Origin of the sequence: Streptomyces sp. NPDC057249 (genome assembly GCF_042669245.1) — a bacterium.
GTDB lineage: Bacteria > Actinomycetota > Actinomycetes > Streptomycetales > Streptomycetaceae > Streptomyces.
Genome location: NZ_JBHUXS010000008.1, coordinates 213,755 through 236,670 on the forward strand (window position 1 = coordinate 213,755; position 22,916 = coordinate 236,670).

Here is a 22,916-nt window from a genome sequence, read left to right on the forward strand (position 1 = left end):
TCCGAAGGGTACTGGACTGACCAGTACTCGTGTGAGTACTGTACCGTCCAGTTCCAGACCGCGGCGCTCGCTGCGGTCCGGAATCCATGTCAAGCAGTGCATCGATGGGGGTATTTCGCATGAGCAGGACCGTGGACAACGCCGTGGAGAAGGTCGTCTCCGCCGACGGAACGGCGATCGCGTACGAGAAGCAGGGCACCGGCCCGGCCGTGGTGCTCGTCGGCGGCGCCCTCATGACCCGGGGCGCCTCCGCCGAACTCGCCGCACTGCTGGCCGGGCACTTCACGGTGATCACGTACGACCGCCGAGGGCGGGGCGAGAGCGGGGACGGTTCCGCTTACGAGGTGCGGCGCGAGATCGAGGACATCGACGCGCTCATCGAGGGCCCGGGCGGCGGCTCCGCGATGCTGTTCGGGATGTCCTCGGGCGCCGTTCTCGCCCTGGAGGCGACGGCCCGGGGAAGCGCCGTCCCGCGTCTGGCGCTCTACGAGCCGCCGTTCGTCACGGACGACAGCCGGCCGCCGCTGCCCGCCGATTACGTGGCGCACCTGACGGAGCTGACCGGCCGCGGGGCGTACGGGGACGCCGTCGAGTACTTCATGACGGTGGCGGTCGGCGTGCCCGGCGAGATGGTCGCGGGCATGCGGCAGGCCCCCTTCTGGGCGGACCTGGAAGCCGTCGCCCACACCCTCCCGTACGACGGCCGGATCATGGGCGAATCCATGTCCGGCCGCCCGCTGCCGGTCGAACGCTGGGCGTCCGTGACCGTGCCCGTCCTCGTCGGCAGCGGAGACAGGGGCGCGCCGCACATGCTGACCGGTGCCCGTGAACTCGCGGCGGCGGGCGACAACTACACCCTCCGGGTCTTCCCGGGGGAGGAGCACGACATCTCGGCGCAGGTCATGGCGCCGGCCCTCGCCGCCTTCTTCGGCGGCGCGGAGGCGCGGTAGGCGGCACGACCGACGTTCACCCACCCCCATCAGAAGGAGGCACCGCGATGACCGCACAGGTCAAGGGACCCGCCAGCTACTTCCCCTCCATCGAGAAGAAGTACGGCCGGCCCGTCGAGGAGTGGAAGGACATGATCCGCGCGTCCGACCTGACCGGACACATGGAACTCGTCGCCTGGCTCAAGGCCGAACACGGCCTGGGCCACGGTCACGCCAACGCCCTGGTCGCCCACACGCTGGCCGAACAGGGCAAGTGACCCCGGGGTCCGCCCGCTCCGTGGACCACGGAACGGGCGGACCGGCGGCGGGGGAGGGGGTCACGCCGGATCGAGTGCACCGTCCCGGGGGGCCTCCTCGGCCGGGGCGGCCGCACGCAGCGCCGCCTCGACGCGGCGGTTGTTCGTCATGGACGCGGTGACGGCCGTCATCGTCAGGAGCAGGGCCGCGGCGGTGTAGAGCGGAGTGCGGATGTCGTACGCGGACGCCAGCCAGCCGCCGACGAAGGCCCCCAGGGGCGCGGCGCACATCGCGAGCATCCGGGAGGTGGAGGCGACCCGGCCCATGAGGTGGCCCGGAACGATCGCCTGCCGCAGGGAGGGCCCGAGCACCATCGTGGCGCCCATGGCCGCCCCGCAGACGGCGAGCGCAAGTCCGGCCACGTACGGGTCGGAGGCGGAGGCCAGGCCCAGGATCGCCAGCCCCTCGACGGCGGCCGTGCAGGTCAGCGCGGTTCCGGTGCCGAGGCGCCGGCCCAGCCGGGAGGCGACGGCCGCGCCGAACAGGCCGCCCGCGGCCTCGGCGGTCAGCAGCAGACCGAAGCCGTACGCGCCGATGCCGAGGCGCTCGTGCGCGAAGAGGACGAGGACCGTCTCCACGGCGAGGAAGGCGATGTTCCCGACCGCCGGGCGCAGCGCCAGCCCGAGCAGCAACTGGTTCCGGAAGACGTAGGAGGCGCCGGCCCGGGCCTGCCTGAGCAGCGACTCACGGGCTTCCGGCACGGGCCGGGGCATGGCCGGCAGCGTACGCACGAGGAGCGCGGAGAGTGCGAAGGACACGGCGTCGGCGACCAGCGGCACGGCCCGTCCGAGGGCGAGCAGCGCGCTGCCCGCCGGTGGCCCCGCGAAGCCGGACATGGCGGTCTGGGCGCCGCGCAGACGGGAGTTGGCGAGCTCCAGCCGCGCGGGGTCGCGGCTGAGCAGGTCCGGCAGATAGGCCGTGGCGGCGGTGTCGAAGAAGAGCCCGCCGAGGCCGAGCAGGAAGGCGACGGCCGCCAGCAGCGGGATGCTCAGCACGTCGAGCCCGGCCGCCGCGGCGGGTATCGCGAGCAGCACCGCACGTGCGGTGTCGGCCACCCACATGGTGCGCCGGCGGTCCCAGCGGTCCACGAGCGCACCGCCGAGGATTCCGAAGAGCAGCCACGGCAGGGTGCTCGCGGCCGTGACGACGGCGAGGGCCAGCGGGTCACGCGTCAGCGTGAACGCGACGAGCGGCAGTGCGGCGTGCGTGATCCCGTCACCGAGCGAGGAGACCGTCTGGGCCGTCCAGAGCCGGCCGAACCCGCTGGGCAGCTTTGCTGTTCCGGTCCTCATCCGGCGTCCCCCTCGCCCTGTCGGACCGGTGCGGGGCGGAAGAGCGCGAACACGAGCGAGGTGTCCGGCAGCGACGGATCGGAAAGCTCCCGGTACTCGTCCGCCAGGGCCTGCAGCCGGGCCCCCAGCTCCGCGAACTGCTCGTCGGTGAGCCGCAGATGCGCCATCCGCACCTGTCGTTCGCCGTCCGCCGGGGACGCCTCCAGATCCGCCACCGCGTGCCGCATCAGCACATCCGGGCCCCCCTCGCCCGGATTCGGCAGTTCGATCGACCGCGCGGCCATCGCGTAATAGCGCTCCATGACGCCCCGCACCTTGCGGGTCCGCACCACCTTCACCAGACCGGCCCGCTCCAGGAGCCGCACGTGGTAGCTGGAACTCCCCTTCGCGAGGCCGACCCGCTCGGCGATCTGGGTGATCGTCGCCGGCTCGAAGCGGAGCACGGCCATGATCCGGTGGCGCGTCAGGTTGGAGACCGCGCGCAGTTGCTCGTCGGTGGTGACGTGAAACGTCTCGGGGACGTCATCGGTTGGCATGCCCACAATGGTCAACGTTCCTTGACCATTGAGCAAGGGGTTTACGCGACGAGGCGTCGAAAAACGTCCGGACGGCGGGATTCCGCACGTCCCGGGCCTCACCGGAAGGCGTCGGCGTGCTCCACGGCCCACTGCCGGAACGTCCTGGCCGGTGTGCCGGTGACGTGCTGGACGGTGTCGCGCACGGCGAGCAGTTCCTCATTGGCGTCTCCGCCCATGACATCGAGCACCGCGTCCGCGTCCTCCTCCCCGACGACGCCGGCCATCCATCGGCGGGCCTCCGGCCTGCCCATCTCCGTGCACGGCACCGGGCGCCCGATCGCCGACGCGACGGCCTCCACCTGCTGCCGGGCCGGCATCGGCTCCGGGCCGGTCAAGGCGTACGTCCGCCCGCGATGGCCGGGCTCGGTCAGTGCGACCCGGGCCACCGACGCGATGTCCGCGGGATGGATCGTGGGCAGCCCCATGTCCGCGAACGGCGCGCGGACCGCTTCCCCCGCGCGGATCGAGGCTGCCCACAGCAGCGCGTTCGAGGCGAACTGGGTCGGCCGCAGGACGGTCCAGTCCATGCCGCTGTCCTTCAGCAGCCGCTCAACCGCCAGATTCTCGGCGGCGGGGCCGAGATGAGGATGGGTCAGGGCGGTGATGGACGACACCAGCACCACGTGCTCCACGCCCGCCCGCCGCGCCGCCGCGACGATGTCCGCGTCCGGCCCCACCCGCGACGGCAGGAACAGCGACCGCACCCCGGTCAGCGCGGTCTCCAGGGACCCCGGCACCGCGAGGTCGCCCTCAACGGCTTCGACCCCGGCGGGGAACGCCGCCCGTGGGACGTCGCGGGTCAGCGCTCTCAGGGGGCCCGCCCCCTGGGCGTGCAACTCCCTCAGTAAGACGCTTCCGATGTTTCCGGTGGCTCCGGTCACCAGGATCATGGCGTGTTCTCCCGTCGTCAGGCGGTGGACTCGGGAACACACTAGAAACTCAAGCACACTTCAGGTCAACGCGATGCCGGCCCGCCCGGGCGGACCGCGGCGGAGCCGGTGCCGCCCGGCACCACGCGCATGCCCAGACCCCGTACGCGGTAGATGCAGACGTCGTCGCCCCACAGCGTCGCGTCCGCCACCGCGTAGGGGCCCCGCTCGTCCCGGCCGGCCTCCACGATGTCCATGTCCACCCGGATCAGCCGGTGGGCCGGGGTGATCTGCCCGCGATACGTCCACGTCGCCTCCCGGCCGGGCAGCACCGGCTCGAACCTGGCGTCGGGCATGCCCTCGGCCGCGTCGCGCTCCAGCAGGTAGTACTGGAGGAGTTGGCACATCGCCTCGACGCCGAGGGAGCCGGGCTGCACTGGGTCCTGGAAGAAGTGGGCCCTGAAGAACCAGGCTTCCGGGCGGACGTCCTTCTCCGCACGCAACCGGCCCAGCCCCGCGCGGCCTCCGTGAGGCCAGTAACCGGTGACGCGGTCCAGCATCAGCAGCATGGGCCCCGGCAGCCGCAGCCGGCCGCCGCAGAAGCGGCCGGGCCGGGTGGTCAGGTCGACGGTGCGGTCGCAGGGCTCGGCCGGACGGGCGCGTTCGTCCGCCGACACCCGCACACCCTGCTGGTCGGCGAAGGCGGACCGGGGGAAGAAGCCGAAGACCGTGTCGAGCGCGAACACCGGCACACCGTCCGCCGTGCACGAGACCCGGAACGATTCGATGACCAGGTCCCCGCTGCGGGAGAGCCGCGTCAGTTCGGCCCGGGTCCGGACGGTGCGCGTCGCCGGCGTCACCTCGCCGGTGACCGTCCCCGTTCCGTCGAGGTTGCGGAACAGCAGGTCCACGTCCGAGGCCAGCGCGCTGCCCACGTACGAGGCGAGCCAGCCGCACGGTTGCAGCGCGGTCTCCATCAGCACCGCGAACGGCATGGTGCGGCCACCGCTCTGCTCGAAGAACCAGGCCCGGTCCGGTACGTCGTACTCCGCGACGACCGCACTCCCTTCCCGCATCCCGCCCTGCGGCCCGTCCACCGACACGATCCGGCTCATGAAGTGGTACGGGGGGCCGGGCAGCCGTGCCACGCCCCGGGGGCCGTCGAAACGCTCGTACATCGTGCCGAACGCCTCGCTCGGCCTGCCCCAGGCGCACGCGAGCAGCGAGGGGTAGTCGAACCGGAAGCCGTCGGACGCGGTCGCCACCGGCCGCTCCTCGCGGTGGCCGGCCAGCCCGCCCAGCTGCCGCGGCGGCAACGGCGCCGCGTCCGTCTGCACGGCGGGCGGCCCCGCGTGCCGCCACTGGGCCAGCGGCCAGTCGGGCACCAGCCGAAGTGCCATCCCGCGCCCCAGGAACGCCTTCATCCCGTCCACGGAGCCCAGCACATCGGCGTGGAGCGTCGGCACGGGACCCGTCGACACGCCCCGTACGAACACCTCGTAGACGACCCGCCGGTCCTCCGGGGTCGCCTGGCCCCGGCACATGGCCGTGTAGGGCCGCTCGGTCACGGGCTCGAAGCGCCAGCCGTCCCGGGCGACGGTGCAGCCCATGGCCGTCAAATAGAAGGCCATGGCCTGGAGTCCGCCCTGGAGCATCAGCGTTCCCGGCATGCACGGGTCGTTGTGGAAGTGCCCGGAGAAGAACCAGTCGTCCGGCGACAGAGAGGTCTCGGCGCGCAGATACCCGCGGCCCCACGGCCCGCCCGCCGGGTCGAACACGCTCACCTCGTCCAGCAGCCGCAGCCTCTCCCCGTCGAGCCCCGGCGTGCGGACATGGGCCGCCGTCGCCTCCCAGCCGGGGCCGAAACAGTCCACCGGCCGCCCTTCCGCGAGGGCCCGCAGCTCATCCGTGCCGAACCGGCTCCGGGTGCAGGGGACAGCCGGCGGGTCGAGCGGCAGACCGTCGCCGTCACCGGGCGGGTGGTCGGCCGGGTCCCACCGGACACCACCGCCGTCGGCGAGCTCCGCAGGGGTGAAGAAGCCGGCCCGGCCCTCGCGGACACTGAGCCGGAGTTCGCCGTCGACACGGCAGTCGTAGTGGAAGAAGGCCAGACGCACGCCGTCGGCCTCCGCGTGGCCGTCGACGTGGATCTCGAAGCACAGCGTGTCCCCGGCCCGCGGCGGCGCCCCGTGGAAGGTGACCTCGCAGCCGAGCAGCCGGTAAGCGCGCTCACCCCGGTTGAGGAGGTCGGCGCCCAGCCAGCTGAGCAGCAGCAGGTCCGCCTGGCCCGCCTCGATCAGGACACCGGACGGCATGTGGCCGGTGGAGTCCAGATACCAGCTGTCCGGCCGGATGTCGGTCTCCGTCCAGATCCTGCCGTCGGTGCGCACCGGCCCTGGCAGGGCGAGCGCCGCGGGCACCGCGTCGATGCCGGTGACCCGGTCCGCGAACAGCATCGGCGGCGCGGGCATGCGGGTCTGCACCGCGTATCCGTCCTGCTCGGCGAATCGCTCCCCGAACAGGGCGGAGATCTTCTGCGTCGCGAGGTACTCCAGCTGGGCACGGTCGAACTTGGGCCCCGGCTTCGGCTCCGACGGCTCCGGCGCACCCGCCGGCGGTGCGAGTGGTACGGCCGGGCGCCGCGCGGTGAGTCCGGACGGCGGTACGGGGCCCCCTGCGCGGGCCGGTGCACCGGCCCGCGCCAACGCGGCGACGGCCAGCGCCGACATGCCGAGGAAGCGCTGATGGCTCGCGGTGTGGCGGGCCATCACCTCTTGGTGCAGCTCGGCCGCCCGCAGCCCCAGCCGGGCGACGGCGGCCCGCGGCCCCTCGGCCACGGGGACCCCGACGGCACCGGGGCCGGCCCCTTCCGGCTCCCGCGCCGAGGGTACGGGAGCAGCCGTGGGCCGCCCCGGAGCGTGATCCGGGACCGGCGCCAGGCGCGGGGCCCGGGGGAGGACCGGTACGGAGTGTTCCGGGCGGGGCAGACGCGGAGACGGGACCGGCGACAGGGTGACCGAAGGCCCCGGGACGGGGGGCTCCGCAGCGGCGTCCGCGAGCCGGCCCAGCAGTTCATCGGCGCGCACCGGCACCCCCGCGACGACGAGTTCCGCCACCGCGAGGCACAGCTGCCGCAGTCCGGTGTCCCGGGGGGCGTCCAGCGCCACGGCGACGTGCTCCCGGTCGCCCAGCACCCGTTTGATCCACCCGGTGCACAGCTTTCGCGGTCCGTGCTCGACGAAGACGCGGACGCCGTCCGCCCACGCCTGCTCCACCATCGCCGCGAAGTCGATCGTGCCCATCCCCTGGGCGGTGACCGCGTCGGCGGCGCTCTCGGCCGTCAGCGGATACGCCTGCCCGGTGGCTCCGCTGTAGAACCGCACGCCCGGCACCTCCGCGGTGGGCCGGTGGTGGGCTGCGCGCCACACCTCGCGGACCTCCGCCAGCTCCGGCGCGTGGGCCGCCATGTCGTAGTCCAGCTCGACGGAGAACTCGGCACCCAGCCCGCCCACGACGGCCGCACACGCCTCGGACTCGCCGCCGACGACACACACGCCGGGCGCGTTCACCGCCATCAGGTGGACGGCGGGCTCCCCGGCGAGCGCCGCACGGACGGCATCCGCGCCCGCACCGACCAGGTAGCTCGACCACCGGGAGCCCTGGATGCCGTGCTGCCGCCAGTGGCGCCGCACCGCCCGCAGCTCGCCGGTGAGTTCGGTCGTGAACAGGCCGCTGTCCCGGGTGGCCTCGTACAGTCCCGAGGCGTCCGGCCAGGCGCCCAGCGCGACCAGCGCGGTCGACTCCCCGGAGGAGTACCCGAGCGCGGCATCCGGACGGAGACCGAGCACATCCCGGCTGAACACCGTGTGGCAGACCGCCAGTTCGGCCGCGCGCCAGATCTGCCGCAGCACCCCGTGGCGCGGCCCGGACCGCAGTCGCGTCCCGAGCGCGTGGTGCGTGTCCCGTACGGCCGCGCCGAGCGAGGGCAGCGCGAGCATCAGCTCATGGCCCATGCCCTCGTACGCGGCCGAGCCGTTGGTGTACACGAACGCGGTCTGCCCGCTCACCGGCCGCTCCCGGAACCGCACGCCCGCCGGCCGCGCCCCGCCCTCGGTCAGCCAGCGGCGGGCCGCCTCCTTGAGCTCCGGGGACACGCTGTCGCCGTCGGTCACGAACGCCAGCCGTGCCGGGCCCGCACCGGAGCGCACATCCGCGTCCAACGAGGCCAGCACCTCCCGGCGGTCCCCACCGGAGTACACGTGCAACCGTGGAGCCGGCCCCCGCAGCCACGGCCGCGCATCCCCCGCGCGCAGGCGTACGTGCACGGCGGGCCCCTCCATCGGCGCCACCGCGGCCCGCGCCGTGTGGGGGACCGCCCCGGCGTCGGCCGGGCCGTCCGGCCGGGGCACGGCACGGTGCTGGAGGGCGAGCGCGGCGACGGCGACGGAGACCAGCCCGGACGCCGCGTGCGCGCGTCCGAAGGCCGCCGAGGGATCGAACACGGCGTCCGGGCCGTCACCGACCACCAGGTCGGGTTCGTCGTCGCACCCGTCGTCGAGCAGGGCGACGACCTCGTCACCGTCCCTGCGCGCGGCATCCAGCAGCTTGAGTACGAGGACGACGGCGGCGTCCCCCGGCTCGGCCTCGTACCCCAACTCCCGCAGGGCGGCCCGGTGCACCGCCTCGCAGGACACGTCGGTGGCGCCCACGAGTGCGGCGTCGGCCTCGCCCGCGCGCAGCGCCCGCGCCGCGAGCTCCAGCCCGACCGGCCCGGACGCCTCCTCCGCCGAGACGGTGAACCCGGGCCCGCCGAGATCCAGTTGGGTGCTGATGCGGTTGGCCGCCAGATTCGGCATGCTTCCCACCACCCCCTCCGCCGTCATCGCCGGGGCGAACGCGTCGCGCGCCCGGTCCGCCGGCACGGCGCCCGCCTGCCCCGCCTCCTCCAGCCAGTGCGGCATCCGCCACCGGGCGCCCGCGCGCGCCACCTCCGGGTCGACCCCCATGCCGATGACCACCATGGTCCGCTCACGGGGAAGCGCCACCGTCCGCACGGCCTCCCGGGCGGCCTCCAGGACCAGGATCTGATGGCGCACGGTCCGCTCCAGGGCCAGCGGCGGGAAGCACAGGTCGTCGAGCGCCACGGCGAACTCCGTGGCCGGGCCCCGTCGCTCGCCGCCCAGGACCGCCCGGCGCAGATCCTCCGCGGACGTCCCGTCCCCCACCCGGGCACCGACCGCCACGATGGCCACCGGTGCCCGACGCCCCGGTACGCCGGGCGACTCGCGCGCCGGCCGGGGCACGGCGGACCGGCGCACCTCGTCGGGATGGTCCACGACGAGGTGGGCATTGGTCCCGCCGAACCCGAACGCACTCACCGCCGCCCGGCGGGGTCCCGTCCACTGCTCAGGCTCCGTCAACACCCGCAACGGTGTGCCCGACAGCGCCTCCAGCGGCCGTCGTACCCCCAGCGTTGCCGGGCGCACCCCCGCGTGCAGTGCGCCGAGCACCTTCAGCAGCCCGGACATGCCCGCCGAGGCCAGCAGATGTCCGATGTTCGACTTCACCGAGCCGATGGGCACGTCCGCCCCGCCCGCGAAGACACGGGCCATGGCCCGTGCCTCGACGGCGTCACCGACGGGCGTTCCCGTCGCATGGCACTCGACCAGCGTCACCGACTCGGGCGCGACGCCCGCCCCGGCGTACGCCAGACGCATGGCCCGCACCTGGCCCGCCTCCGCCGGGCTGATCAGCCCGGAGCCGCGCCCGTCGTTGGAGAGCCCCGCACCCCGGATCACGCCGAGTACCGGAAGCCCGGCCGCCACGGCGTCGGGCAGCCGCATGAGCGCGACGAACCCGGCGCCCTCGCCGTGGACCAGCCCGTCGGCGTCCCGCTGGAAGGGACGGCTGCGCCCCGTCCGGCTGGTCGCGGACAGGGCGCAGAACCCCACATGCAGATAGAGCGGGTCCGGCCGGCTGACCGCGCCGGCCACCATCAGGTCGGCGGTGCCGTCGTGCAGCCGGTCGCACGCCAGCTTGACCGCGTACAACGAGGAGGCGCAGGCAGCGTCGAGGGACCACGCCCCGGCCCCGAGCCCGAGCGCCCGGGCCGCGAGGGCCGCCGGCAGCCCGGAGGAGAAGCGGTTACGGGCACCGGGACGCGTGCGGCGCCCGCCCCGAAGCAGAGCGTCACGCAGCGGCGGGCGCTGCTCCGACAGCCATACGTGTTCGGCGAACGCGGCCCCCGACTGCGTCGGGTACGACAGATTGCCCAGCACCAGACCACCGCGCGGCAGAGGCCCCGGCCGGCCCGCCTCGGTGAGCGCCTGCCGGGCGCCGTACAGGACCCAGTGGAACAGCGTGTCCAGCGCGCCGATCCGCTCGGCCCCGATCGCGAAGCCGCCGGGGTCGAAGACGGACTCGAACCCCTCGACGTAGCCGCCGGTCTCCGTCCAGGTGCGGTCGACATGGTCGTCCACCGAGCCCATGACCCGAGAGCGCGGTACCCGCCAGCGTCCGGCCGGGGCGGCCGACAGGCTGGTGCGGCCCGCGGCGATGTTCGCCCAGAACGTGTCGGGGTCCAGGGCACCGGGCAGCACACAGCCCCGGCCGACGACGGCGATCGGTTCGAAATCCATACGGGTGCTCACTTCAGCGGCGGGGAGGGGCGGCGGGAACCGGTGCGGTCAGGAAGGGCGGCGGACGAGTTCCACCCCGGACAGCTCCAACAGGACATCCCCGTCGGCGTCGATCAGCGCCGCGTCGCACCGCGCGCCCGTGGCATGCGCCTTCCGCCCCCGCACCACACACCGCACATCCCCGTCCACCGGGCCGCGCCGGTGCACACGGCACTCGGCCACCGCCATCGGCAGCGTCTCCGCCCCGAGGGCCACCTCGGCCCAGAGCAGGGCGAGTTGAAGGGCGCCGTCCACCGCCGCCGCGTCCAGGGCCCAGTGATCACCCGCCCAGTCCAGACGGCGCAGCCCCGCGACGACCGCCTCGGCCCCGTCCTCCGAGACACCCCGCACCGTGCGCAGGGCATGGAACCGGAGGCCGTGGAAGAGGGCCGTCCCCTCGTACGGACCGGCCGCGCCGAGCGGCTTCAGGCACTCCGGGGCCGCCCAGGTGTCCGCGGCCGGCCGGCGGTCCCCGGTGTCCAGAACGGCCCGGCAGTACGCCGGACCGTCCTCGCCCCGCAGTTCGGCCTCGAGCCCGGCCGGCGCACCGGGCGCGCCCCGGCTGCCGAGCAGGGTGAGCCGGTGGCCCTCGCCCGCCAGGTCGGGCAGGGCGCACGTCCGGTACACGCGCAGTTCCCGCACGACGAGCGGACCGGGGGCCGGCAGCCACGCCGCGCCGGCACCCGCGAACCAGTTCAGGGCCATCGCCACGGGCAGCACCGGCACATCGGCGGGCGCGTGGTCCGCCAGCTGTGGCAGCGAGTCCGCATGGACGAGGACCTGCGCCCTGGACGGGCCGTCGGCCGGTGCGACGGCCGCCGGGTCGTCCCCGGCCACCAGGACGACCCTGGGCTCACCGGCCGGGCCGGCCACCTCGGCCGTGAACGCGGCGGCGCCCCGCGCCGGAGGAATGAGCGGCACCCCCGACCGGCCGAAGTGCTCCGCGAGGGACGGGGTGACCATCCCCCCCTGCCAGGGCCCCCAGGCCACGCACCGCACCACGCAGCCGGGACGGCGGGCCTGCTCGGCGGACGCCACCTGGTGCAGGATCTCGTTGGCCATGGCGTAGTCGCACTGCCCCGGATTGCCGAACACGGCGGCGACCGAGGAGAACAGGACGATCGTGTCCAGGGGATCGTCCGCCGTCGCCGCCAGCAGGGCCCGCAGACCGTCCACCTTGGTGGACATCACCAGCTCGGCCTGCTCGTCGCTCTTGTCGGCGATCCGCTTGTCGGCGAGCACCCCGGCACCGTGCACCAGGCCGGTGACCGGACCCCACGTGTCACGGACCTCGCGGAGGGCCGCGGCGACGGCGTCCCCGTCGCGGGCGTCCACCTGGACGTACCGCACGGGTGAGCCGGCCGCCTCCAGGGCCGCCAGTGTCGCCCGCACCTCGCGCGCGGCCAGGATCTCCCGCGCCCGGGCCGCGATCCGCGCGGGCGGGGTGCTCGTCCCGGCCGTATCGGCACGTCGGGCCAGCAGGCGGGTGAGCGCCTGCTCGTCGGTCGCCGCGCCGAGCCCGTCGGGCTCGGCGTCCGGGTCGGTCCTGCCCAGCAGCGCGATCCTGGGACGGTGGGCCCTGGCCAGGTCCAGCAGGGCGGCGGCGGTCACCCCCCGGGCGCCGCCGGTCGCCACGATCACGGATGCGGAGGTGATCCGGACGTCAGCCGAAGGGGCGGCAGGGGCGGGCACCAGGCGCGGTACGTGCCGTGAGCCGTCGGCCCGGAGGCCGACCTCCGCGTCGGTTCCGCCGACGAGCAGTTCCCGGACGACCGCCTCGGCGACCGCTTCGTCGTCCCGGCCGCCCCGCTCGCAGTCGATGGCCCTGCACGAGCCGTCCGGCCACTCCTTCGCCGCTGTCCTGACGAGTCCGGCGATCCCGCCCAGCCAGGCACGTGCGCCGCTGCGCCCGCCGAGCCCGAAGTCACCCCCGGTGTCCTGCACGGCCACGAACAGGGCACCGCCCTCGGCCGCCCGCGCCGCCACCGTGCGCGCCGCACGGAGTGCCGAACGGTGGATCTCCCTCGCCCCGTCCCGCGTACCGTCTGCGGTCAGCGCGCCGAGATGGACGACGGCCCGCGCGTCCGGCGGCACCTCGGCCGCGGCGGTGGCGTCCACGCCGTGCGCCACCAGTTCGCGGGCGACGAGACCGGTCAGCCCGCACTCGTCCGGGCCCGCGCCGGTGACCACGACCGGCCCGTCCAGCAGTCCCGCAGTCGCCAGGCCGGACGCCGGGGTCTCCACCAGGCGCGGCACGAGCCGCGTCAGGGGCACGTCCTCGCCGGACCGGGCGTCGGGGACGGGAAACCCGGCACCCTCCGGAGCGCCGGGCTCCGCGACGGCGGCGGGCGCCTCCACGGGCGCGGCGCCCGTGACCAGAGCATCGACGATCTCGCGCAGCGTACGGAGCCGCCCCAGGTGCCCGACGTCCCCGGACGCCAGGTCACCCACCTCGCGGCGGACGGCCGACAGGATCTCGACGCGCTTGATGGAGTCGACGCCCAGGTCCGCCTCCAACTCCATGTCCACGTCGAGCATCTCCGCCGGGTAACCGGTGAGCCGGGCGACCACCGACAGCAGGACGTCCCGCAGTTCCGAGGGCGAGAGGGACCGCGGCATGGCGTCATCGGCCGGATGAACCGGTTCCCTCGCTGCGGCCGGCGCCGGGGCGGTGGGGGCGGGCTCGGGCAACGGGGCGACGGGAGCCGGCGGTACGGGCGCGAACGCGGGAGCCGCCGCCGGCGCGGGCGCCGAAGGCCGGGGGAGCGGCAGCGGTGCCGCGGGAGCCGGAAGGACAGGCGCGTCCCCGGCGAGCGGCATGCCGAGCATCGCGGACATGCTCGTCTCCGTCATCCGGAGAAACGCCAGGTGGCTGTCCACCAGCATGCGCTGGCAGGCAGCGTGCGCCTCCGCCGCCTGCCGGTGCACCTGGTCCACGGCCGCGTACAGATCCGGGCCGAGGAGAACCGGTGCCTCGGGGGCGGCGGACTCCGGGACGACGGCCGCCCCTGCGGACTGCGTCGGCACGGGCGCGGGGGACGGGAGGTGCGCGGGCATGGGGGCCGCCTCGGTGTCGGGCTCGGATACGTGCGGGGGGCGCGGCCGGGGCGCCGGCTCACCGTGCGGTTCGGTGGCCGCGGCGCGGGGCGGGGGGAGCCGACCGTGGTTGGCTCCGCTGATCTTCACCGTCATTCGGGGCTCGCGCTCCTTCGCTGAGGTCTCGGGCGAGTCGTACGGCGCCCAGAGAGCGCCGAGGTCGAGGGGCACACCGTGCACGGACAGCTCGCCGAGCGCCGCGTGCAGGCCGTCGGTTCCGGCCCGGCCGGGCCCGTCGAGTGAGACGGCGGTGTGCGGCCGGTCGCCGAGGATCTGACCGGCCAGGACGGTCAGCGCGTTGCCCGGGCCGATTTCGACGAACGTCCGCACCCCACTCGCGTACATGGCCTCGATCTGGTCCTGGAAGAGCACCGGTGAGGCGAGGTGGCCGGCGATCCGGCGGCGTACCTCCTCCGGGTCCGAGGGGTACGGTGCCGCGTCCGCGTTGCCGTAGACCTCGATCCGGGGCGCCATCAGCGGCACCGACCGCAGGTACGCGGCCAACGGCTCCGCGGCCGGGGCGACGACCGGACTGTGGAAGGCGGTCGACGTGGCCAGCCGCCGGGTGGCCACACCCTCGGCGGCGAACGCCTCCCCGGCGCGAGCGACAGCGTCCGCCGAGCCCGAGAGGACCAGCTGGCGCGGCGCGTTGTGATTCGCGGGCCAGACGTCTCCGAACGCCCCGCCGGCCAGCACCCGCGCGACGTGGGCACGGTCCGTCGCAACGGCCAGCATCGCCCCCGGCACGACCGCCGCATCGCGCATCAGCTCGCCGCGGCGCCGGGCGAGGCCCAGCAGCGCCCCGGCGTCCAGCACACCCGCGCAGTGCAGCGCCACCAGCTCACCGAAACTGTGCCCCGCCACGCAGTCCGGGCGCAGCCCCAGCTCCCGCACCACTTCCAGCAGCGCCAGCGCGTGCACCGCCAGCGCCGGCTGCGCCCATTCGGTGGCGTCCAGCCGAGTCTGCCGGGCCGCGCGCTCCTCGTCGCCGAAGGCGGGCGGCGGGAACACCACCCGGTGCAGCGGCTGTCCGTCGAAGGCGGTGCCCCCCAGGCGGTCCCACACGGCTTGTGCCGCCGGGGCCAGCATGGCCGCACCGGCGCCCATCCCGACGTACTGCGAACCCTGCCCGGAGAACAGGAAACCGACCCGGCCGGGAGTCGGCTCCCCGCACGCGTACCGGGCCCCGAACGGTGTGGCGAACGCCGTGCCCGGGCGCTGCCCGATCAACGCGAGGGCGCGGTCGTACTTCTCCCGCAGCTCCTCCCCGTGGGTGGCCACGATCGCCAGACGCACCGGGGCCGCGGGGTCGAAGGACACCTGGCTCTCCCGGGCCAGTGCGGCGAGCGGACGGGCCGCGTCCACCGGCGGGGGAACCAGCTCGGCGGGGGAGCCCCCGCTGAACAGGACCAGCTCGCTCGGCGCCGAGCGGTGGCGCGGCGCCGCCCGGCCCCCGCCGCCCGAAGGCACGTACTCCTCCAGCGTGACGTGGAAGTTGCTGCCGCCGAACCCGAAGCTGGAGACCGAGGCCCGGCGCGGATGGCCAGGCGGCCGCACCCACGGACGCGTCTCGGTGTTCACATAGAACGGGCCGTCGGGCCGGGCCGCCTCCGGGTTCGGCCGCTCGACCTTCACGGTCGGCGGCAACACCTGGTGGCGCAGGGCCATGACCGCCTTCAGCAGCCCCGCCGCACCCGCCGCACACTTGGTGTGGCCGATCTGGGACTTGACCGAGCCGATCGCGCACCACTGCCCGTCCGACCGCCCCGGCGCGCTGAACACCTCGCTCAGCGCCGACAGTTCGGCCGTGTCCCCGGCCTTGGTGCCGGTGCCGTGCGCCTCGACGAGTTCCACCGTCTCCGGCCCGTAGCCCGCCTCCTCGTACGCGCGCCGCAGGGCCCGCGCCTGGCCCTCGGGCAGCGGTGCGTAGATCGCGGTGCCGCGGCCGTCGGACGAGGTGCCGATGCCCCGGATCACCGCGTGGACGCGGTCGCCGTCCCGCTCCGCGTCCGACAGCCGTTTCAAGGCGTACATGACGACGGCCTCGCCCAGCATGGTCCCGTCCGCCGCCGCGGAGAACGGCCGGCAGTCCCCGCTGGGGGACAGCGCGGGCGTCTTGGAGAAACACAGGAACATGCCGATGTCGTTCCCCGTGTCCACACCCCCGCTGATCACCATGTCCGCCCGGCCGAGCGCCAGCTCACCGACCGCCGTCGACAGGGCGGCCAGCGAACTGGCACAGGCCGCGTCGGTGGTGTGGTTGATGCCGTGCAGGTCGAACCGGTTGGCGATCCGGCCCGCGACGACGTTGCCCAGCAGCCCGGGGAACGTCGACTCGCGCCACGGCTCGAACCGGGCCGAGATCCGGTCGCACACCGCCTGCGCATCGGCCTCCGGGAACCCGCTCTCGCGGAGCGCGGCGAGCCACACCGGGCGGTGCGTCCGCGCGTACATGTGCGGAAGCAGCTCCAGGGCCGCCGCGCCGAGGACCACGCCGGTCCGGTCCGGGTCCAGCCGCTCCCTGCCCCCGGCGTCCGCCAGCACCTGGTCGGCGACCATCAGGGCCAGCAGCTGGGAGCTGTCCGTCGACGACAGGACGGCGGGGGGAACCCCGTACGCCATCGGGTCGAATCCGACTTCCGGCAGGAAGGCGCCCCGGCGGGCATACGTCCGGTCGGGGGCCGCCGGGTCCGGGTCGTAATGGTCCTCGACCCGCCAGCGGGACGCGGGCACTTCGGTGATCAGGTCCCGCCCGCCGGTCACGAGCCGCCAGTAACCGGCCGCGTTCGTCGCACCCGGCACCAGGGCGCCCACCCCCACCACGGCGACGGGATGGCGGCTGAGCGCGGAGGCACGCCCATGGTCCTCTCGGGGGGCGGGCCGCACGCCGCCCGGGCCGCTCACGCCGCCTCGCACGGTACGTAGCTGAACGCCTCGGGCGGCAACGGGACCCCGTGGGTACGAAGTTGATGGGCGCGGGTCAGCACCGCCGCGCCCTCGAGCAGGTGGAGAGCGATGCCGACCACGGTCCGGTTCCCGGGATCGGCCAGCGGTGTGCCCGCGACCCACCGGTTGAAGGCCCCCATCGACGGCCCGCACCAGATCTGGTAGTCCGCACGCCGTGACGCCTGCCCGTTGATCGCCCAGCGGCTCGAACTGCCCAGGTACCAACGGAAGACCAGGGCCATCCGGTGCTTCGGGTCAGCCTCCGCGCGGGTGATCTCAGCGGCATCGCGGTTCTCCCAGAACGCCCGTGTGCGCCGCCAGGTCTCATCGAACGACGCACCCAGCACATCGCGTTCGAGCGTGGTCCGCAGCGCGGGCGGGATCTCCTCCAGCGAGCCGTGCGCCCGGTACGCCGCGTGGAGCCGGCCGGCCCGCTGGGCGAACATCGTCCCCCGCGACAGCACTTGCAGCTTCACGCCCAGCTCGAACATGTCGGCCGCCGGCGCCATCGCCACGTCGGCGATGTCCGCCTCGCACAGCATGGCCTTGGCCTCCGGGCACAGGCCGGCCTCGACGGCGCTCTGGTTCACCGACCCCACCACCACGTAGGACGCGCCGAGGGCGAAGGCGGCGGCCACCGCGTCGGGTGTGCCGAGGCCGCCCGCCGCACCGATCCGGACGGGCCTGCGGTAGCCGTACCGCAGGCAGACCGCGTCGCGCAGCGCCGCGATCCTCGGCAGCAGAACCGAGAGCGGCCGGTTGTCGGTGTGTCCGCCGCTGTCCGCCTCCACGGTGATGTCCTCGGCGACCGGCACGCACGCCGCCAGCTCCGCCTCCTCCCGCGTCAGCCTGCCCTGCGCCACGAGGGGTTCCAGCAGCCCGGTGGGGGCGGGAGAGAGGAACCTCTCCGCCACCTCGGGCCGCGAGACCTTCGCGAACATCCGGGTGCGCCGGACGACCGTCCCGTCGGCGCCCCGGCGCAGCCCCCGGACCGCACACCACACGACGGCCGGCGTCAGTTCCATGTACGCGGACGCGGAGACCACAGGGACACCGCGGCGCACCAGGAGTTCGGCGACGCGCCACTCCAGCTCCGGCTCGGACGGTGAGTGGATGAGGTTCACGCCCCAGTTCCGCGACGTGCCCAGTTCGCGGACGAGCGTGTCGACCGCCCGTTCCACCTCCGGGTGGGCCAGGCCGCCCGCGCCGAAGAATCCCAGCATCTCCGCCCGCGCCATCGCCGCCACCATGGCCGTGGTCGCGATCCCGTTCGCCATCTCGCCGGCGACGTAGGGGAACCGGACGCCGTGCGTCTCGCAGAACGTGCGGCCACCGAGCCATTCCGGGTACAGCGGCGGCAGCGTCCCGAGCACCCCGTCCGGCGGCACGGGGCCGAGGGCGAGCCCCCGCTCGCGTCCGTCCGGGCCGCTGACCAGATGGACGGGTTCACGGATGCGCCGGGCGCAGGCGGCGATCCCGTCGAGGGAGAAGACCTTCCGGGGCACCACGGGGGAGCCGGAAGCTGCGAGGACGTTCACGGGGGTGCTCCAACGGAGAACGAGGACAAGGGACGCGGGGGGACGACGGCAGGTCAGGCGCAGCGAACGGAGCGCGGGGCCGCCGCTCCGCCCGGCGGCCCGGGCACCGTCCGGGCGCGCGGGGCCAGGCCGGCCCACAGATAGTCGGTTCCCAGCGGGTCGGACGCGGCCGAGGCGCCCAGCAACGCTCTGACCCGGGTGTCGTCGAACCGCCGCCGGTGCGCGAGGTAGGCGGTCATGCCCGGGTAGAAGTCCAGCAGCGCCTCCAGGGCCGTCGGCGCGTCCGGTCTGGTGGCCACCAGCTCGACCGAGACCGGGACGAGCCGTTCCAGCACGCCCACGACCGTCGTCACGGGGACGTCGCGGTCATGGACGACGTGGTACGTGTCGACCCCGGCCGAAGGGGTCCGGCCGGCCAGCCGCACCATCACGTCGGCTGCGTGCTCGACCTGGAGGAGGTTGAGCCGGCCGTGCGGGTGCCCCACCATCCGGACGCGGGGCCGGACGTCCGGGGCTCCGGCCCGCCGGCCCCCCGGACCGGTGGCGTCTCGCGCTTCCCGCAGAATCCGTTCGATGACCTGGAGCGGGTGCGAGGGCAGCTCGGGGTGCGGGGGCTGATCGGTGACCAGGATGCTCGGCCGCAGGACCAGGACCGGCCGACGGTGCTCCCGCGACCAGTCGTGCACCAGCGACTCGGCCTCGTACTTGGAGCGTTCGTAAGCGTTCTCGAAGCCGCAGGCATCGTCCAGCTCGTCCTCGTACGCCACCCCCTCGCGCCGGGCGCCGGCCACGAACGCGGTGCTGACGTGGTGCACACGGGGCCTGAGTCGGCCCGCCGCGGCCAACTCCAGGACGTGCCGTGTCCCTTCGACGTTGGTCCGGCGCAGCTCGGGGAGGTCCCCTTCCAGGTTGATGCTCCCCGCGCTGTGCCAGAGCGCGCCGATCGTGTCGGCCAGCTCCTGGAACACCCGCTTCGACAGCCCCAGCCGGGGCAGTGCCAGGTCGGTCTCCACCACCCGCAGCCGGTGGGCGAGCGCGTTGGTGAACACCGGGGCCGAGCCGGTCAGTTCGAAGAACCGGACGATGCGGTGCAAGGCGTCCCCCGAGCCGGCGTGCGCGAGAACCGTCACCGACCGGTGCGTGTCGAGCAGACGACGCAGCAGACGCAGGCCGAGGAATCCGGTGGCGCCGGTGAGGGCAACATGCACGGCCATGGCTCCAAGGGCTACGGAAGGGACAGCTCGAACCCGCCGCGTACGGCGGGGACGGGACGGCTGCGGCGACCGGGAACGGCGCGCCGCCACTCCGGCCGACGGCGCTCTCGCCGTCGGCTCCACGGCCCTCCCCGAGCACGTCGATCTTCGGCGCACGGCACACCATGTCAGACGGCGGACGAAGCGGAAGCCCCCGATCCGGGCGGCTCACCCGAACGAATGACACTCCCGCCACGGCCGCGCACGTCAGTGCGGAGGCTGTGAACCGCCGGCGCCGAGGCGGGAACCCGCGCGCGGGGCGAGTCGCACGGCGATCACAGGCATGCGAGCACGTCGTCCGTCCCTCCTTCGGGGGAACTTGCGGGTCACCCCGGGAAGATCGCGGGCCGGTTCCCCGAAGCGGCAGGCGGTGCGGCCCGCCGGCGCGCGGCGCGGGAACGACACGGCAGTCGGGGCGCCGCCGCCGCAAGCGGAAGGCCGCAACCGGCCGATGCGGCCCGCAGGGGAGGCCCGGAGCCGGTGCCGTCGGAGGTACGGACCCCGCGCAGCCGGCGGCCATCCTGGGCTACGCGGCCGACACGCGCCGTCCGCCGTGCGTCCTGCTCGCCGCCCGTCACCCCGTCCCAGCGCCCGTCGGCGCGCGGACCCGTCACGCATTGGAGCCGTCGCCCATGTCCGTTCCCGGCCGGTCCGCCTCGCCGGCGGAGTCATCGCCGTCCACCGCACCCATCCCGCCGTCCCGGCCCGCGCCCTCAGCGGGCCCCTCCGGCGGGACGCCCCCGGAAGCCCGGACCGAGCGGCCTCCCGCCCCCGCACACCTGCGCGTCCACGCCGTGGACCGCGCCTTCCTCGACCTGGAACGGACGCGCCCCGACGTCCGCTGGGACACCGGCGGCATCGCCTACCTGAGCGGCCCGCCCCCCGCCCTCGCGGACCTCCGCGCGTACGTCGCCCACTGCCTGCGCGGCGTGCCCCTGATGACGAGCCGGTTGACGGGCGGCCGGCGCCCGCGCTGGCAGCCGGACGAGGACTTCGCCGTGGACGACCATGTCCACGAGTCCGTCGCCGACGGGCCCGCCGGAGGGGACGCCGCTCTGCACGCCGCGCTCAACGCCCCCTTCGCACCCGGTGCCTACTGGGGGATCTGGCTGGTCCACGGCCACGCCGACGACGCGTACGCCGTGTGCTATCGCCTCCGCCACGCCTGCCAGGACGGTTCGGCGGCGGCCATGGCCTTCCGGGCCGTACTGGGCGAGGGAGAGCCGTCGGGCCGCCCCGTGCCGGCACCGGGCCGCCGCTCCGCCGTGCCCGGCCGGGTGGCCGCGGCCCTCGGACTCGCGGCGAAGTTCGCGGCCGGCACCCTCGTACGCCGGTACCGGCCGGTCGCCGGGTTCACGCCGACCGGGGAGCGGCGGCTGCACCGGGGACGCGTGCCGGTGGACGTCCTGCGCGGCATCGGTGCCGCCGCGGACGGCTCGGCGCACGACGCACATCTCGCCGCGCTCGCCGGAGCGCTGACGGCCTGGTCCGAGGAGGCGCAGGTCCCTCTGCCACGGGCCACGGCGGTGCTCCCGGTCGACGCACGGCGCCCCGACGAGGAACAGACCTGGGGGAACCGCTGCTTCGCCCTGCCGCTCGAACTCCCCGTGCACATCGCACCGGCGCACCCGGAGGCGGCCCGACGGAGGCTGGACCACATCACGGCGGCGACTCGGAGACTGCGGGGCGCCGCGTGGCGGCAGGCGATCGGAGACCTGGTCCGCCACATGCCCGCCCGCCCCACCGCGTGGTACATGCGCCGGGTGCTCTCCCCACGCGTCACCAACGTCATGGCCACCTCGATGCCACTCGCCGACCGGGGAAGCCTGGGTGAGACGCAGGTGACGGGGACCGCCCTGCTGCCCCTGTTCGTGCCCGGGCACCTCGTCGCCGTCGGGCTCTCCTTCTTCGGCGAGTGGGCCGAGGTCTCCGTCGTCGTCGACAGCGGCCTGCCCCTGGGCGGGTCGTTGCCGGAGCTGTGGGAGCGGGCCGTGGCGGAACTGGCGGAGACCGCGGCGCCACGCTGAGCCCCCGCACCCCTCACCCGCCCGCCGGGCGGGCGACGCGAGCGCGGCGCCGGCCTGCCCGGAGCTCCCGGCGGAGGACCTTCCGGTACGCGCGGACGTCGATCTCGATGCCGTGCCGGTAGGTCGGAACGTACGCTCCGGCATCCCGGCGCCGCTCGCGGAGAATCGCCCGGACCATCCGCTCCGGCGCCGGGAGCACGACCGTGCCCTCGATCAGACCGGCGATCCACTCGGCCTGGGGTTCGAGCAACGGGAAGGCCGCACCCGCCGGCTGGGCGAGACCCATGAAGTAGAGCCCGGGCAGCCCGGGCGGAACCGTACGCAGGTAGAGGTCTGTACGTCCGTCCGGAGCGGCGAAGACGGACGGGCTCAGGAACGGGAAGGAGAGGGAGTAACCGGTCGCGTACACGACCGCGTCCACGGCCTCGTGGCTGCCGTCCGTGAACGCCGCCGTGTTCCGGCCGAACGAGCTGATGCCCGGCTTCGGCGTGACCGCGCCACGGGCCAGCTGCACCAGCAGCTCGTCCGACGACGCGGGGTGCGCGACGAGCGGCCCGCGGACCGGTCGGGGGAGCCCGTACCGCTCCGGGGCCCCCCGGCTCAGCCGGAGGAGCAGTGTCATCGCCGGACCCTTGACGCGGCGTGGCAGCGCGGCCAGCGGACTCACGGCCAAGTGGTCGGCCGGGCGGCCGAGCAGCATTTTGGGGAACACATGGACCGGGTCGCGTGCCGACAGGTAGGTCCGCGCGGCCGAGCGGGAGATCTCCGCGGCGATCTCGCAGGCGGAGTTGCCCATGCCGACGACCAGCACCCGCAGGCCGGCGTACGGTTCGGGAGTGCGGTACGCGTGGGAGTGCACGGCGGACCCCTCGAAGTCCGCGGCGCCCGGGACGGGTGGGTCGGGAAGACGCGGGTCCCAGTGGTGGCCGTTGGCCACCACCACGTCGGTGTACTGCCTCACGGTGACGGAGCTCGCGTCCCCGCGCCTGCGATGGACGACTTCCCAGCCGCCGTCCAGGGGGCGAACGGACGTCACCCGGGTGCCGAACGCGATGTGCCGGTGCAGACCGTACCCGGACGCGTACTCCTCCAGGTAGGCGAGGACCTGGCTGTGGTGGGGGAAGACGGGTCCGTCCGCCGGCATCGGCAGCGAGGAGAACGACATGCTCTCCTTCGAGATGTTGGCGTGCAGCGACGCGTACACCCCCGACATGCCGTTGTCGTTCTCGTAGCGCCAGAGCCCGCCGATCCGCGACCCGGCCTCGTAGCAGTCGAACGGGATGCCGCGCGAGGCGAGGACCTTGCCCGCCGCGAGCCCCGACGGGCCCGCTCCGATCACGCACGTTCTCCGCATGGCTGGCCGACCTTTCCTGACCGGGCCGCCGCCGGGTGC

General features: G+C 74.7%; 11 protein-coding genes. 3 read left to right on the forward strand and 8 right to left on the reverse strand.

The window, feature by feature from the left end:
- The first annotated feature begins 119 nt into the window (after positions 1 to 119).
- Together ACFUJY_RS17365 and ACFUJY_RS17370 are read left to right on the forward strand one after the other, a co-directional pair.
- Positions 120 to 950, forward strand: a complete 831-nt coding sequence (locus ACFUJY_RS17365) for an alpha/beta fold hydrolase (RefSeq protein WP_383299904.1) — start codon at positions 120 to 122, stop codon at positions 948 to 950.
- Positions 951 to 997: 47 nt separating this feature from the next.
- Complete coding sequence (locus tag ACFUJY_RS17370; protein WP_383299906.1) at positions 998 to 1,207, forward strand: DUF4287 domain-containing protein; 210 nt, start codon at positions 998 to 1,000, stop codon at positions 1,205 to 1,207.
- Positions 1,208 to 1,267: 60 nt separating this feature from the next.
- Here the strand turns inward: ACFUJY_RS17370 and ACFUJY_RS17375 are convergent, their stop codons facing one another.
- From ACFUJY_RS17375 to ACFUJY_RS17405, 7 genes are all read right to left on the reverse strand, one after another.
- Positions 1,268 to 2,539 carry an MFS transporter gene (locus tag ACFUJY_RS17375; protein ID WP_383299908.1) on the reverse strand — a complete coding sequence of 424 codons (1,272 nt, stop codon included), beginning with the start codon at positions 2,537 to 2,539 and terminating at the stop codon, positions 1,268 to 1,270.
- Positions 2,536 to 3,075, reverse strand: coding sequence for an ArsR/SmtB family transcription factor (locus ACFUJY_RS17380; protein ID WP_383299910.1), 540 nt, complete (start codon positions 3,073 to 3,075; stop codon positions 2,536 to 2,538). Before ACFUJY_RS17380 ends, ACFUJY_RS17375 begins: the two co-directional genes overlap by 4 nt.
- A gap of 98 nt (positions 3,076 to 3,173) precedes the next feature.
- The gene (locus ACFUJY_RS17385) at positions 3,174 to 4,007 is read right to left on the reverse strand and encodes an NAD(P)H-binding protein (RefSeq protein ID WP_383299913.1); all 834 of its coding nucleotides are present in this window, start codon (positions 4,005 to 4,007) and stop codon (positions 3,174 to 3,176) included.
- Positions 4,008 to 4,072: 65 nt separating this feature from the next.
- Positions 4,073 to 10,624 carry a beta-ketoacyl synthase N-terminal-like domain-containing protein gene (locus ACFUJY_RS17390; RefSeq protein ID WP_383299916.1) on the reverse strand — a complete coding sequence of 2,184 codons (6,552 nt, stop codon included), beginning with the start codon at positions 10,622 to 10,624 and terminating at the stop codon, positions 4,073 to 4,075.
- 48 nt (positions 10,625 to 10,672) lie between these two features.
- The gene (locus ACFUJY_RS17395) at positions 10,673 to 16,645 is read right to left on the reverse strand and encodes an SDR family NAD(P)-dependent oxidoreductase (RefSeq protein ID WP_383300287.1); all 5,973 of its coding nucleotides are present in this window, start codon (positions 16,643 to 16,645) and stop codon (positions 10,673 to 10,675) included.
- Between the two features lie 14 nt (positions 16,646 to 16,659).
- Positions 16,660 to 18,243, reverse strand: coding sequence for a PfaD family polyunsaturated fatty acid/polyketide biosynthesis protein (locus tag ACFUJY_RS17400; protein ID WP_383299918.1), 1,584 nt, complete (start codon positions 18,241 to 18,243; stop codon positions 16,660 to 16,662).
- A 53-nt stretch (positions 18,244 to 18,296) separates the two neighbouring features.
- Positions 18,297 to 19,457 (reverse strand): SDR family oxidoreductase, encoded by a 1,161-nt coding sequence (locus ACFUJY_RS17405; protein ID WP_383299919.1) that lies wholly within the window; start codon positions 19,455 to 19,457, stop codon positions 18,297 to 18,299.
- Between the two features lie 671 nt (positions 19,458 to 20,128).
- Here ACFUJY_RS17405 and ACFUJY_RS17410 point away from each other — a divergent pair.
- Positions 20,129 to 21,523 carry a wax ester/triacylglycerol synthase domain-containing protein gene (locus tag ACFUJY_RS17410; RefSeq protein ID WP_383299922.1) on the forward strand — a complete coding sequence of 465 codons (1,395 nt, stop codon included), beginning with the start codon at positions 20,129 to 20,131 and terminating at the stop codon, positions 21,521 to 21,523.
- A gap of 13 nt (positions 21,524 to 21,536) precedes the next feature.
- Here the strand turns inward: ACFUJY_RS17410 and ACFUJY_RS17415 are convergent, their stop codons facing one another.
- On the reverse strand, positions 21,537 to 22,862 hold the full coding sequence (locus ACFUJY_RS17415) for a flavin-containing monooxygenase (protein WP_383299924.1): 1,326 nt from the start codon (positions 22,860 to 22,862) through the stop codon (positions 21,537 to 21,539).
- Positions 22,863 to 22,916 lie beyond the last annotated feature (54 nt).